Source organism: Allobosea sp. NPDC055332, from assembly GCF_053645455.1.
Genome location: NZ_JBSHMO010000001.1, coordinates 805,740 through 819,741, shown reverse-complemented (window position 1 = coordinate 819,741; position 14,002 = coordinate 805,740). Strand labels below are relative to the sequence as shown.

The following is a 14,002-nucleotide window of genomic DNA, read 5'->3' as shown; positions in this document are numbered from 1 at the left end:
GCCGCCGGCCAGGCAGCCCGGCCGGCGGCGAAACAATGGATCAGGCGACGTGCATCTTGCCCGCGAGTTCCCACATGGCGTCGACCAGCTGGTCGACATCACCCATGTTGCTCCACAGATGCGTCGAGACGCGCACGCCGTAGTGCTCGTCCTTCTGGCCGGCGACCGGGAAGTTCGAGTTGCGGATGACGAAGCCGTATTCGTCCAGCATGCGCTTCACGAAGGCGTCGGACTTGGCCTTGTCCTTGATGTGTTCGGGATTGCGGAACGGGTTGAAGGCGGTCAGCGCACAGACCAGACGCGGATCGTCCTTCGGCGAGTAGAGCGAATCGACGCCCCATTTCGCCGCGATCTTCTCCTTGAGGTGCTGCGCCATGCCGACCGTGTAGGTCGCGATCTTGTCGCGGCCGATCCGGTCCCAGATCTCGACTGACTTGCCGAGCGCCAGATAGACGGGCGCATTGCGGCTGCCGGTGCTCTGGAGGCGCGCGGCGAGATCGTCGCTCTCCTTGTCGGTCCTGGTACGCGGCGGCAGGCCGCCCGTGGCCGGATAGGCGCTGGTCACCACCGGATAGTAGTCCGGCAGCGGCAGGGGGTTGAACTGCGGCAACACTTTGTTGCGGACATAGAGGATGCCGGTTCCAAGTGGCCCGCACTGCCATTTGTGGCCGGCACCGGCGAGGAAATCGACACCGAGATCGCGCATGTTGATGTTGATCATGCCCGGCAGGTGCGCGGCGTCGCAGACACTGACGATGCCTTTGTCCTGGGCGAGCTTGGCCAGCATCTTGACCGGCAGCAGGGTGCCGGTCTTGTAGGTCGGCGCCGAGAAGACCAGCGCCCTGGTGCGCGGGCCGATGGCGGCCGAAAACAGGTCGACATAATCCTCGGCCTTCTGCTTGTTTCCGACCGGCAGGATGACGCGCCTGATCACCACGCCATAGCGGTCCTGCAAGAGTGCCATCGGCGCATTGCCGCCCGAATGTTCGTGGTTGGTGGTGACGATCTCGTCGCCCGGGCGCCAGACCATGCCGAGCAGGGCATGGCACATGCCGTCCGAGGTGTTGCCGGACATGACGATCTCGTCGGCATCGCAGCCGAAGCTCTTCGCCAGCGCCTGGCGCTGCGGCAGGTAATTACCGTAGCCGCTCATCGACTCGTGAGCGTGCCGGCGCGACTCGGCGTGGAGGAAGGCTTGCGTCTCGACCGGCATGGAACCGGCGGTGCCGATGTTCATGTAGCGGACGCCGGGCTTCTGGTCGAAGAGCTTGCGGACATCCGCCCAGAAGGCGGCGTCGTTGGCGAGGGCAGCGGCCGCAGGCGCCTGAGCGCTCGCGCCGGTCGGTACGAAACTCGCCAGCGAGCCGGCGAAGGCGGCAGAGGAAGCAAGGGCGCCGATGAAGGCGCGGCGGTTCGGGTCGAAAGCGAGCGTCTTCTCTTCCGAGATCTGCATGACACTACTCCATGATTGCGGGCAGTCCTTTTCGTCGGGCCAGGGAGCTCGCCGGCGTAAGGCCGGCGGCTCAGATCAGGGGCGGACGGCGATGGCGCCGATCTCGACCTTCACGTCGCGGGGAAGGCGGGCGACCTCGACGGTGGCGCGTGCCGGCGGCGCGGACTTGAAATAGGTTGCGTAGACCTCGTTCATCTTGCCGAACTCGTTGAGGTCTTTCATGAAAACGCTGGTCGAGACGACGTTGTCCATCGTCAGGCCGTCGGCTTCGAGCACGGCCTTGAGATTGTCGAGGACGAGCTTGGTCTGATCCTCGATGCTGGCGTCCTTCATCAGCTGCTTGGTCTTGGGATCGATCGGGATCTGCCCGGCCAGGAACACCATGTTTCCGGCCTTGATCGCTTGCGAATAGGGGCCGATCGCCTCAGGAGCGTTCGGCGTCGCGATCACCGTCTTGCCGGCGGTCTGGGCCTGCGCGGAAACCGGCAGGACAAGCGCACTCGCCAGAGCGAGCGCGCAAAGCATCTTGGTCATTGTCGCCTCCAAAGCGCCGCTGTCACCCGCGGCGTGGAGGCATGCTCGGCGCGTCGGGAGGACGCAGGCAAGGACGCAGATACGGGTTCCGCCATGCCGAAGTAGTGGTTCCTTCGTCGTACGACTACGGGTAATATCCTTCCAAAATTACCCGTGTAGGTGGAATTTTATTCTCCACTCCCGTGCCGCCTGTGTGATTGTCAGAACAGTCCGCAACCGGCAGCTATCGCGACCCCAATCTCCCGTTCGCCATGCGTTGCTGTCATGGCTTGACCGGCGTGCGCCGCACACTCTGGCCACGGCGCGCGATACGCCCCATATCGGTATCGGCCGATCCGAGGAGGGCGGTGCCCCACATGTTCGCCCCGCTCTTCCGTTTCCTTGAAAGCCGCATCGACGTCTTCGCGCCCTTCGACGAGCGGCAGACGCCGCCGACCGGCGTGTTCCGCTTCATGTGGCACCACATCAAGGGCGTGAAGGGCTGGATGGCCCTGATCATGCTGACGGGGCTCGGCTTTTCCGGCATCGAAGCGGCGATGTACCTGATGGTCGGCTGGTTCGTGGACCTGCTGACGAAGAATTCGCCCGAACAGGTCTTCAGCGAGCATGGCTGGTTGCTGATCGGCGCAGCGCTTGTCGTGACCGTGGCGAGGCCGCTGGTCTATTTCGCCAACCACGCCATCGTCGACCAGGTGGTGGTGCCGCAGATCACCAACCAGATCCGCTGGCGCAACCATGTCTACACGCTCGGCCACGCGCTTTCCTATTTCCAGAACGATTTCGCCGGCCGGCTCTCGGCACGGGTGATCCAGGCCGGTCAGGCGATTCGCGGCGCGACGATCGAGGTCATCGACGATCTCTGGTACGCGCTGATCTTCGCCTCGGTCGCGATCGGCTTCTTCGGCTCGACCAGCGTCTGGCTCGCCATGCCGGTGATCGTCTGGCTGGCGGCCTATGTCGCGCTGTTGATCTATTTCGTGCCGCGGGCCAAGAAGCGCTCGGAGGCGAATTCGCTCGGCCGCTCGACCACGACGGGGCGCATCGTCGATTCCTATACGAACATCCTGACGGTGAAGCTGTTTGCCCGCGCCGATGCCGAGCGCTCGGCCGTGCGCGAATCACTGACGCGCTGGAATGCCTCCTTCCTCAACCTGTCGCGGCTGATCACCGGCGTCAGCGTCATCCTGCAGACGATGAACAGCTTGCTGGTGGTGGCGACGGCCTGGCTCAGCCTGCATCTGTGGGCGCAAGGCGAGATGACGCCGGGCGCGGTCGCCGCCGCGATCGGGCTGGTGCTGCGCCTCGTCCAGATGTCGAGCTGGCTGATCCATCTGGTGCGCGGCATCTTCGAGAATATCGGCTCGGTGCAGGAGAGCATGGAGACGATCGCCAAGCCGCACGATCTGCCGGATGCGCCCGACGCCACGCCGCTCAAGGTCGCTCAGGGTGGCGTGCGTTTCGAGCATGTCCGCTTCAACTACGGCAAGCCGCTGGGCCTGTTCGAGAATCTCGACCTCGAGATCAAGCCGGGCGAGAAGATCGGGCTGGTCGGCCCCTCCGGGGCGGGCAAGTCGACGCTGGTCAACCTCTTGCTGCGGCTCTACCCGCTCGATGCGGGCCGCATCCTGATCGACGGGCAGGACATCGCCCATGTGACGCAGGAGTCGCTGCGCAGCCAGATTGGCATGGTGACACAGGACAATTCGCTGCTGCATCGCTCTATCGGCGACAACATCGCCTATGGCCGCATCGGTGCGACGCAGGACGAGATCGCGGCGGCGGCCACGCGTGCTGCAGCGCACGACTTCGTCCTTGGCCTCACCGACCAGGATGGGCGCCAGGGCTTCGACTCGCGCGTCGGCGAGCGCGGCGTCAAGCTCTCCGGCGGCCAGCGCCAGCGTATCGCGATCGCGCGCGTCCTGCTCAAGGATGCGCCGATCCTGATCCTGGACGAGGCGACCTCAGCGCTCGATTCGGAGGTCGAGGCCGAGATCCAGGCGCAGCTTTCCACATTGATGGAAGGCAAGACCGTGATCGCGATCGCGCATCGGCTCTCCACCATCGCCGCCCTCGACCGGCTGATCGTGCTCGACAAGGGCAGGATCGTCGACATGGGCAGCCATGACGAATTGGTGCGGCGTGGCGGGCTCTATGCCCGCCTGTGGGCCCGGCAGTCGGGTGGCTTCCTGGCGCTCGCCGACAGCGACAGGATTCCGGCCTGAGCCGACTGCACGGCAGCCTTGCTGCAACGCAGTGGGCTGCGGCACGGGGAACAGTAGACTTCGTCAAAACTGCATGCCAAAGAGCGCGGCAGGCGACGCGCCGCCAGATGGCGGCTCTGCGCTCGCGCCCCCATGGGGGCGTTTGATTGTGTTTCAGCCGGCCAGGCCGGCAGCCGAGCAGGGAACTGGATCGTGGCGCAAGCGACCAATACGACTGGCACCGAACCCACCCGCCGCGACTTTCTGATGCTGACGACCGGCGCTTTCGGTGCCATCGGCGCTGCCGCGGTCGTCGTGCCGCTGCTCGGCCAACTGGCGCCGGACGCCCAGGTCGTCGCCGCCGGCGCCCCGATCGATCTCGACCTCGCCCCGATTGCGGAAGGCCAGGCGATCAAGCTGTTCTGGCGCGGCAAGCTGATCTTCGTGCGCAACCGCACCAAGAAGGAGATCGACGAGGCCAAGGCCGTCGACGTCGCGACGCTGCGCGATCCGCAGACCGACGAGCAGCGCACCAAGGCCGGCCACGAGCGCTATCTCATCGTCTACGGCAACTGCACCCATCTCGGCTGCGTGCCGCTCGGCAACGCCCCCGGCGAGCCGAAGGGCGAGTTCGATGGCTGGTTCTGCCCCTGCCACGGCTCGCATTACGATTCCTCCGGCCGCATCCGCAAGGGTCCCGCGCCGCTGAACCTGCCGGTGCCGCCCTACGCGTTCACCGCGGACACCAAGATCAAGATCGGCTGAGCCTTTTTGAAGGCGAGGACGGCATCGAGCGGAATTGAGAGAGCTTGAGGCGAGCATGAGCGGTCACAGCACCTACCAACCGAAGACGGGGATCGAGCGCTGGCTCGATGCGCGCCTGCCGATCGTGCGGCTGATGCACGATTCGGCGGTCTCCTATCCGGTGCCGCGCAACCTCAACTTGCTGTGGACCTTCGGCGGCATCCTCGTGTTCATGCTGGTGGCACAGATCATCACCGGCGTGATCCTGGCGATGCACTACACGCCGAACGCGACCATGGCGTTCAACTCCGTCGAGCACATCATGCGCGACGTGAACTTCGGCTGGCTGCTGCGCTATCTGCACTCCAACGGCGCCTCGATGTTCTTCGTGGCGGTCTACATCCACATCTTCCGCGGCCTCTATTACGGCTCGTACAAGGCACCGCGCGAGGTGCTGTGGATCCTCGGTGTCATCATCTTCCTGCTGATGATGGCCACTGCCTTCATGGGCTACGTGCTGCCCTGGGGCCAGATGTCCTTCTGGGGCGCGACAGTCATCACCAACCTGTTCTCGGCGCTGCCGGTGATCGGCGAGACGATCGTCACCTTCCTGTGGGGCGGCTACTCGGTCGACAACCCGACGCTGAACCGCTTCTTCTCGCTGCACTTCCTGCTGCCCTTCATGATCACCGGCGTCGTCGTCCTGCATATCTGGGCGTTGCACCATGTCGGCCAGAACAACCCGACCGGCGTCGAGGTGAAGGACGTCAAGAAGGACACCGTTCCCTTCACGCCCTATGCGACCATCAAGGACCTGTTCGGCATGGTCTGCTTCATGCTGGTCTTCGCCTGGTTCGTGTTCTACCAGCCGAACTTCATGGGCCATGCCGACAACTACATCCCGGCGAACCCGGCCTCCACGCCTGCCCACATCGTCCCGGAATGGTACTTCCTGCCGTTCTACGCGATCCTGCGCGCCATCCCCGACAAGCTCGGCGGCGTGCTCGCCATGGGCGGCGCGATCGTCATCCTCGCTTTCCTGCCCTGGATCGACACCTCCAAGGTCAAGTCGATGACCTACCGGCCGATCGCGCGCCAGTTCTTCTGGATGTTCGTCCTTGTCTGCATCGGCCTCGGCTACCTCGGCGCCATGCCGGCCGACGAGCCCTATGTCACCATCTCGCGCATCCTGACGGTGCTGTATTTCGGCTTCTTCGTCGCGCTGGCGCTGATCGGCATCTTCGAGCGGCCGGCGCAGATGCCAACCTCCATCGCCGACTCGGTGCTCGGCGGCTCGGGCGCACGCCTCGGCCACGCCACCGCCTCGGAACCGCAGGCCAAGGGCTGAACGAGACCATGAGCAAGATGTCCCTCCGCCTGTCGCTCGCTGGTCTCGTCACGGGCCTCGCTATCGCTGCTGCCTCACCGGTCCTGGCCGCCGAAGCCGGCCCGAAGCCGCCGGCCCAGAGCTGGACCTTCTCGGGCCCGTTCGGCAAGTTCGACCAGGCCCAGCTGCAGCGCGGCTTCAAGGTCGCCAAGGAAGTCTGCGCCAGCTGCCATGCGATGAGCCTGGTCCGGTTCCGCAACCTATCGCAGCCGGGCGGCCCCGGCTTCACCGCCTCGCAGGTCGCGGCGCTGGCCGCGAGCTATACGAACATCAAGGACGGCCCGAACGATTCGGGCGAGATGTTCGAGCGCCCGGGGCGTCCGGCCGACGCCTTCCCGGCGCCGTTCGCGAACGAGCAGGCGGCCCGCGCTGCCAATGGCGGCGCCTATCCGCCGCCGATCGACATGCTCGCCAAGGCGCGTACCTATGAGCGCGGCTTCCCGAAGTTCATCTTCGACATCTTCACCCAGTACCAGGAGCAGGGGCCGGACTACATCGTCGCGCTCCTGACCGGCTACAAGGACCCGCCGAAGGAGTTCCCGCCGCTCCTGCCGGGGCAGAACTACAACACCTATATGCCCGGCCACCTGATCGCGATGCCGAAGCCGCTGAACGACGGCCAGGTCGAGTATCCGAAGGGATCGGACGGCAAGTCGCCGGTGCCGGAGACGGTCGAGCAATACGCCAAGGACGTCGCCGCCTTCATGGTCTGGATGGCGGAGCCGCATCTCGAGGCGCGCAAGCGCATGGGCTTCCAGGTGATGCTCTTCCTCGCGCTCTTCGCCGGACTGCTCTACTTCACCAAGAAGAAGATCTGGTCGCGCCTGCCCGACCACGCTTCGGCGCACTGAGCGAGATCTGAGTTTGAAAGGGCCCCGGAGACGGGGCCCTTTTTCGTTTGTGGGCTGCATTCGATCGCGTGCCGCCGTGTTACGGCTGTCACGAATCTCGATCCTTATCCGGGCAATCATCGGAGACTGAGGCATGGCTGAAGCGGTTCTGGGCATCATCGGCGGCTCCGGCATCTACGACCTGCCGGGCCTGACCGATCTGCGCGAGGAGCGGATCGAGAGCCCCTGGGGCGAGCCGTCCGACGTGCTCCGGATCGGGCGGATGGGAGAGACGAAGATCGTCTTCCTGCCGCGCCATGGCCGCGGCCATGCGATCCCGCCCTCCGAGATCAACTACCGCGCCAATATCGACGTGCTGAAGCGGGCAGGGGTGACCGACCTCGTCTCGCTTTCCGCCTGCGGTTCCTACAAGGCCGAGCTCTATCCCGGCCTGTTCGTGCTGGTCGATCAGTTCGTCGACCGTACCGCCGGCCGCGCCAGCTCGTTCTTCGGCAAGGGCTGCGTCGCCCATGTCTCGGTGGCGCATCCGGTCGGGCCGCAATTGCAGGAGCGCATCGCCGCGGCTGCGACGGCAGAGGATCTTCCCTTCGTTCGGGGCGGCACGCTCGTCACCATGGAAGGCCCGCAATTCTCGACGCTGGCGGAATCGCTGACCTATAAGGGCCTCGGCTACGACCTGATCGGCATGACGGCGATGCCGGAGGCCAAGCTCGCCCGCGAGGCCGAGATCACCTACGCGACCGTCGCCATGGTGACCGACTATGATTGCTGGCACGAGGAGCATGGCGCGGTCGACGTCGCCTCCGTGATCGCCGTGCTGCACGCCAATGCCGACAAGGCGCGCCGGCTGGTGGCGCGGCTCGCGGCCGATTTCCCGCGCGAGCGTGAGGCCTGCCCGGCCGGTTCGCACAATGCGCTGGACTTCGCGATCGTCACGGCGCCGGAGCATCGCGATCCCAAGCTCGTGGCCAAGCTCGATGCGGTGGCTGGGCGCGTGCTGAAGGCGCAGGGCTGACGCTGCGCCGGCTTTCCCGGAACGGCCACCTCGGGTTAAGAGGAGCCGCCCCAGCCGATGGACGATTGTCATGGACCGCAGCGCGCTCGCCGATCTGAAGAATGCGATCCGGACGATTCCCGATTATCCGGCGCCGGGAATCCAGTTCCGCGACATCACCACGCTGCTCGGCGATGCCCGCGCCTTCCGCCGGGCGGTCGACGAGCTGGTGCAGCCCTTCGCCGGCCTGAAGATCGCCAAGATCGCCGGCATCGAGGCGCGCGGCTTCATCCTTGGCGGCGCCGTGGCGCATCAGCTTTCGGCCGGCTTCGTGCCGGTGCGCAAGAAGGGCAAGCTGCCGCATGAGACGGTCGGCATGCCTTATTCGCTCGAATATGGCGCCGACGAGATCGAGGTGCACAAGGACGCGGTCTCGCGCGGCGAGCGGGTGCTGCTGGTCGATGATCTCGTGGCCACCGGCGGCACGGCCGAGGCGGCGGTGAAGCTGCTCTCCTCGCTCGGGGCCGAGGTGGTGGCCGCCTGCTTCATCATCGACCTGCCGGATCTCGGTGGCGCCGACAAGATCAGGCGGCTGGGCGTGCCGGTGCGCACGCTGGTCTCCTTCGCGGGGCATTGAAGCCATGAAGATCCATGGGCGCCATTACCGCACGATCTGGCTCGACGAGGACGGCTGGGGCGTTGTCGTCATCGACCAGACAAGGCTGCCCTTCCATTTCGAGACGGTGAGACTTGCGACCGCCGATGAGGCCGCGCATGCGATCCGCCACATGACGGTGCGTGGCGCGCCGCTGATCGGCGCGACCGCGGCCTATGGTGTTGCGCTGGCGCTGCGCGTCGATGCCTCTGACGCCGCGTTGGAGCAGGCGCTCGCTCTACTCGGCGCGACCCGGCCGACGGCAGTGAACCTGCACTGGGCACTGGCGCGAATGCGCCGGCGCCTTATCGATCTGCCGGAGGCGGAACGGGTCGCTGCGGCCTATGCCGAGGCGGGCGCGATCTGCGACGAGGATGTCGCACTCTGCCGCGCCATCGGCGAGCATGGGCTCGGCGTGATCCGTGCGATCGCGGCGAAGAAGCCGGCGGGCGTGCCGGTCAACATCCTGACCCATTGTAATGCCGGCTGGCTCGCCACCGTCGACTGGGGCACGGCGCTGGCGCCGATCTACCTGGCGCATGATGCCGGTACTCCCGTCCATGTCTGGGTCGACGAGACCCGTCCGCGCAACCAGGGCGCGGCCCTGACGGCTTACGAACTCGGCAGCCATGGCGTGCCGCATGCCGTGATCGTCGACAATGCCGGCGGCCATCTGATGCAGCATGGCCAGGTCGATATGGTGATCGTCGGCACCGACCGCACGACCGCGACCGGCGACGTCGCCAACAAGATCGGCACTTATCTCAAGGCGCTGGCCGCGAGAGACAATGGCGTGCCGTTCTATGTGGCGCTGCCCTCGCCGACGATCGACTGGACGCTCAACGACGGGCTGAAGGAGATCCCGATCGAGGAGCGCAGCCAGCGCGAGGTCACGCATCTGTTCGGCCAGAGCGAGGATGGCAGCACCGGCTTCTTCCAGGTCGCGGCGCCCGGCAGCCCGGCCTGCAACCCGGCCTTCGACGTCACGCCGGCGCGGCTGGTCACCGGCCTGATCACCGAGCGTGGCATCGCATCGGCGAGCCTCGAGGGGCTGGCGAGGCTCTTTCCTGAAATGTCGAGCGGTATGGCGGCATGAGTGAACAGACACTGCGCGAGGAGATCGTCGCGGTCGCGCAGGCGATCGACAAGGCTGGCTTCTGCCCCTCGAAATCGGGCAATGTCTCGGCGCGCTTCGGCGACGGCTTCCTGATCACACCATCGGGCCTGCCCTACGCACAGACCAAGGCAGAGGATCTGATCTACGTCGCCCTCGACGGGACGGTTCTGAGCGGCAGCCGCAAGCCTTCGTCCGAATGGCCGTTCCATGTCGCGATCTACAAGGCACGGCCCGACGCCCAGGCGATCGTCCATACGCACTCGCCGCGCGCCACGGCGCTGTCCTGCGCGCGCCGCGGCATCCCGGCCTTCCACTACATGATCGCGCTCTGCGGCGGCGCCGATGTGCGCTGCGCCGACTATGCCACCTTCGGCTCGCCGGAGCTGGCGGCGAACGCGGTCGGGGCGCTGGAGGGCCGCAAGGCAGTGCTGCTCGCCAATCACGGCGTGATCGCGCTCGGCGGGAGCCTGGCCGGGGCGCATACCATCGTCGCCGAGGTCGAGAACCTGGCCGGGCAATATCTCGACCTGCTGGCCTCAGGTCTCGAGCCGGTCATCCTCGATGCGGCCGAGATGGAGCGTGTATCGGCCAGGTTCGCGGGTTACGGAAAGGTAGGCTGATCTTAAAGGCTCATCTCACCGGTTGTTAACGGCTCTCGGTTATTGACGGCGGGATGAAGCTCTCGCGCTATCTGCTCGACTCGCTTGACGCCCTTGGTATCGGCGTTTGCGAATACGATGAGCAGATGCGGGCACTGTGCTGGAACAGGACCTTCCTGCAGCTCTTCCCCGAGGACGACGGCGAGATCTATGTCGGCGAGCCTTACGCCGACAATCTGGTGCGCTTCTATCGACTCCGCCTTACGCCTGAGGAAATGCCGGACATTGCGCGGCACGTCGCCGAAGGCGTGGCACGTCATGAGAACCAGACCCAGCCCTTCGAATTCATCCATAACGGGCGCAAGCTGCGCGCCTCGTCGTTGCGGGCGCCCGATGGCGGCCGCGTGCGCATGTGGCAGCCGCTCGATGTCGAGAACAGCACCGAGACGGCGCCGGAACTGGCGCTACCGCTCATCGATGCGCTCCGCTTCATTCCGGATGGCGCCACGATACTCGATACGAAGGAACGGGTGATCGCGGCGAACGACGCCTTTCGGCGGCTCTACGATCTGCCGCGCGGTGCCCCGGTGGTGGGGCGCACGCTGGATGAGATCATCGCCTGGTGCTGGCGCGGCACCTCACCTACGGGCGCCTGGCGCGCCGCGATCAGCAACGGCCTGCGCTATGACGGCGTGCCTTTCGAGATCGAGTTGCCTGGCCAGCGCTGGCTCCGGCTGATCGCGCGGCACAGTACCGGCGGGCTCAGCTTCTTCACGCATGCCGACATCACCATCGCCAAGCGCCAGCAGATGGAATTGCTCGAAGCGCAAGAGGCGCTGCGCCGGGCCAATATAGCGCTGGCGGAGCTGGCGGAAACCGATGGACTGACCGGCCTCGCCAATCGCCGCCGCTTCGTCACGCGGCTCGCCGATGCCGCCGCCCGGCCGGAGCCGCTTTCGCTGCTGATGATCGATGTCGATCACTTCAAGACGATCAATGACCGTTTCGGTCATCTCGTCGGAGATGCCTGTCTGAAAGCCATCGCCGAGGTCATCGCGGCCCAGATCACATCGGCCTCGACGCTGGTGGCGCGGATCGGTGGCGAGGAGTTCGGGGTCCTGCTCGGCGACACGTCGATCGAGGCAGCCGAGGAGGCCGCGATGACCATCCGCCGCGCCTTGCGGCGCGTGCCATGGCGTCTCCTCCATGACGAGCTGACGGGCGTGACCGTCTCGATCGGCCTGTGTGCGGGGACGGGGCCGCTGGATGGCACCGGCCTTCATGCCAGCGCGGACAATGCCCTCTACGCTGCCAAGCGCAATGGCCGCGACCGTATTGAGCTGGCGAACCCGCCGGCGGCAGCGGTTTTCCGGCGCATTGCCGGATAGAGCGGCGCAATCCAAGCTGCGCGATCCATGGGATCCTGGAGCCGCACATGATCCTGGTCACGGGAGCCACTGGCCATGTGGGCGGCGCTGTCGTCGGCAGGCTCGTGTCGCTCGGCCACGATGTGGTCGCGATGGTCCGGGACCGCCGAACCGCAGTGGAGCGCCTGCCGCCCGAAGTCGCGCTGCGCGTCGCCGACTACGAAGACACCTCCGCCCTGAGGCGCGCCTTCGCGGGGATCGATGAGGTTGTCCTCGTGTCGAGCGACGGTGACGCGAACGCGGTGATGCGCCATCACGCCAATGCCATCGGGGCGGCTGCCGCGGCTGGCGCGAGGCATATCGTCTTCACCAGCATTGTCGATGTCGGCGATCAGTCGCCGTTCTACTTCGCGCCTGTCTATCGCGACGCGGAGCGCCGCCTTGCTGCTTGCGGCGTGCCCACGACCATCCTCCGATGCGGCCTGTACTGCGAATTCATTCTCGACCACTGGCTTTCCTCCAGCCTGGCGTCGGGAGAGCTGGCGCTGCCCGCAGGGGGCGGCCGGGTTGCACCAATCTCACGAGATGACGTCGCGGCGGCCGTGGCGGCAGTCGCGGCCAACCCCGACAAGACCGCCAACATCCATGCACTCACGGGACGTCTGGCGCTGGGCTTCGACGAGATGACTGCCACCTATGGCGAAACGGTCGCCAGCCAGGTCAGCTATCGTCCCTGCACCGTTGACGAATACCGGACCTTGGCATCGGCAGAGCTCGACGACCCTTGGCCTTCTGCCTTCTCCACCTTGTGCGCGTCGATCGCCGAAGGCCGCTACAGCGGGGTCTCCGACGACTTTTCCGTCCTGACGGGTCGTGCGCCGGAGAGCTTCCGCGACTTCGTCCGTCGCGCGGCATCTGCCGCGAAGGCCTGATCTGCCGGGGCCGCTGCGGCAGCTGCGCGCCGGCCTCAGGCCGGCTTGCGCTCGATGAAGACGCAGCCGTCGAAGCTGAAGACAGTCTCGCCCTTCTGATTGACGCCGGTGTTGTGGTGGAAGAACAGGCCCCAGTCCGGACGCGACAGGCTCGGGCGCCGGTCTGCGACGGTCGAGTGATAGGTGATCCGGTCGCCGGCATAGACCGGCTTCAGCCAGCGCAGGTTCTTGAAACCGGGCGAGGGGCCGAGGCGCGGCGCGGCAGCGGGGGCGAGCATCGCCTCCTGGCGGCGGCGGTGGCTGACCATCGCCGCCATCCAGCCGGCAGCCGTATGCCAGCCCGAAGCGCAGAGGCTGCCGAAGGAACTCTTGCGGGCCGCATCCTCGTCCATGTGGAAGGGCTGCGGGTCGAAGGAGCGGGCGAAGGCGACGATCTCCTGCGACGTGAAGACCAGGCTGCCGAGCTCATAGCTCTCACCGACTACGAGCTCGTCGAAATAGCCGGGAGGAGCCGTTGGCTTGGCCGGCGGCTCGACGCTGACGGTCGCCAGCGGCGGCACGTAGCTCGCCGAATGCTTCAGCCAGTCGCCGCGCGCCGCCTCGAAGCCGGAGCCGCGGCGGCCGAACATCACCCAGTTGTTCTGCTCGACCACCGGCTCGCCGCGCTGGTTGATGAGCTCGAAGCGGAACTTCACCAGCCCCATCTCCGGCCGGGACCGCGATTCCTTGGTCTCGGCGACGGTCCAGCGCAGCTTCAGCACATCGCCGGGCTTCACCGGCCGCAGCCATTTGACCTCCTCGACGCCGGGCGAACCCATCGAGGTCGAGTCGAGGAAGAAGGCTTCCGCCGCCAGCCGCATCAGCAGGGCGCAGCTGTGCCAGCCCGAGCCGATCAGCGAGCCGACGAAGCTCGCCTTGGCCTTGTCGGGATCGATGTGGAAGTCCTGCGCGTCGAAACGCCTGGCGAAGGCGAGTATGTCGTCCTGCGAGACGGGAAGGGCGCCATGCTCAGTGACGGAGCCGGCGATGAAGTCCTCGAAATAGAGCATCGGTAGCCCATCTCATTGCTCGGGCGCATATCCTGCTCGGAGGATCACGGTCGATCGAGCCGAAAACGCGCAAACTCCGAATGCTCACCAGACATATCGCCGGAGCGGCATCCGCTCCG

At 66.1% G+C, this 14,002-nt stretch carries 13 protein-coding genes; 10 read left to right on the top strand and 3 right to left on the bottom strand.

From position 1 onward, the window contains the following. Positions 1-40: 40 nt before the first annotated feature. Entirely contained in the window at positions 41-1,453 is a 1,413-nt protein-coding gene (locus tag ACWIGM_RS04215; protein ID WP_454024668.1) for an aminotransferase class V-fold PLP-dependent enzyme, read from the bottom strand. Between the two features lie 75 nt (positions 1,454-1,528). Further along, on the bottom strand, positions 1,529-1,987 hold the full coding sequence (locus tag ACWIGM_RS04210) for a RidA family protein (RefSeq protein WP_454024667.1): 459 nt from the start codon (positions 1,985-1,987) through the stop codon (positions 1,529-1,531). A gap of 356 nt (positions 1,988-2,343) precedes the next feature. Here ACWIGM_RS04210 and ACWIGM_RS04205 point away from each other — a divergent pair, with 356 nt between their 5' ends. The 10 genes from ACWIGM_RS04205 (at position 2,344) to ACWIGM_RS04160 (ending at position 12,834) form a co-directional block, all read left to right on the top strand. Further along, positions 2,344-4,209, top strand: a complete 1,866-nt coding sequence (locus ACWIGM_RS04205; protein WP_454024666.1) for an ABC transporter ATP-binding protein — start codon at positions 2,344-2,346, stop codon at positions 4,207-4,209. 192 nt (positions 4,210-4,401) lie between these two features. Continuing rightward, a complete protein-coding gene (gene petA / locus ACWIGM_RS04200) occupies positions 4,402-4,953 on the top strand; it encodes a ubiquinol-cytochrome c reductase iron-sulfur subunit (RefSeq protein WP_454024665.1) in 552 nt (183 codons plus the stop codon). A gap of 55 nt (positions 4,954-5,008) precedes the next feature. Beyond that, positions 5,009-6,280 (top strand): cytochrome b, encoded by a 1,272-nt coding sequence (locus tag ACWIGM_RS04195; protein ID WP_454024664.1) that lies wholly within the window; start codon positions 5,009-5,011, stop codon positions 6,278-6,280. Positions 6,281-6,288: 8 nt separating this feature from the next. Beyond that, complete coding sequence (locus tag ACWIGM_RS04190; protein ID WP_454024663.1) at positions 6,289-7,170, top strand: cytochrome c1; 882 nt, start codon at positions 6,289-6,291, stop codon at positions 7,168-7,170. Between the two features lie 133 nt (positions 7,171-7,303). After that, positions 7,304-8,185 (top strand): S-methyl-5'-thioadenosine phosphorylase, encoded by an 882-nt coding sequence (locus tag ACWIGM_RS04185; RefSeq protein ID WP_454024662.1) that lies wholly within the window; start codon positions 7,304-7,306, stop codon positions 8,183-8,185. Between the two features lie 70 nt (positions 8,186-8,255). Then, positions 8,256-8,801, top strand: coding sequence for an adenine phosphoribosyltransferase (locus ACWIGM_RS04180; protein WP_126109306.1), 546 nt, complete (start codon positions 8,256-8,258; stop codon positions 8,799-8,801). A gap of 4 nt (positions 8,802-8,805) precedes the next feature. After that, positions 8,806-9,915: an S-methyl-5-thioribose-1-phosphate isomerase gene (gene mtnA, locus ACWIGM_RS04175; RefSeq protein ID WP_454024661.1), complete on the top strand. Its 1,110-nt coding sequence runs from the start codon at positions 8,806-8,808 to the stop codon at positions 9,913-9,915. Then, positions 9,912-10,556 (top strand): class II aldolase/adducin family protein, encoded by a 645-nt coding sequence (locus tag ACWIGM_RS04170; protein ID WP_454024660.1) that lies wholly within the window; start codon positions 9,912-9,914, stop codon positions 10,554-10,556. The genes mtnA and ACWIGM_RS04170 overlap by 4 nt, the downstream gene beginning before the upstream one ends. Positions 10,557-10,609: 53 nt before the next feature. Next, positions 10,610-11,923 carry a sensor domain-containing diguanylate cyclase gene (locus tag ACWIGM_RS04165; RefSeq protein WP_454024659.1) on the top strand — a complete coding sequence of 438 codons (1,314 nt, stop codon included), beginning with the start codon at positions 10,610-10,612 and terminating at the stop codon, positions 11,921-11,923. A gap of 47 nt (positions 11,924-11,970) precedes the next feature. After that, positions 11,971-12,834: an NAD(P)H-binding protein gene (locus ACWIGM_RS04160; RefSeq protein WP_454024658.1), complete on the top strand. Its 864-nt coding sequence runs from the start codon at positions 11,971-11,973 to the stop codon at positions 12,832-12,834. 35 nt (positions 12,835-12,869) lie between these two features. Here ACWIGM_RS04160 and ACWIGM_RS04155 read toward each other — a convergent pair whose 3' ends face one another. Continuing rightward, positions 12,870-13,883 carry a MaoC family dehydratase gene (locus ACWIGM_RS04155; RefSeq protein WP_454024657.1) on the bottom strand — a complete coding sequence of 338 codons (1,014 nt, stop codon included), beginning with the start codon at positions 13,881-13,883 and terminating at the stop codon, positions 12,870-12,872. Positions 13,884-14,002 lie beyond the last annotated feature (119 nt).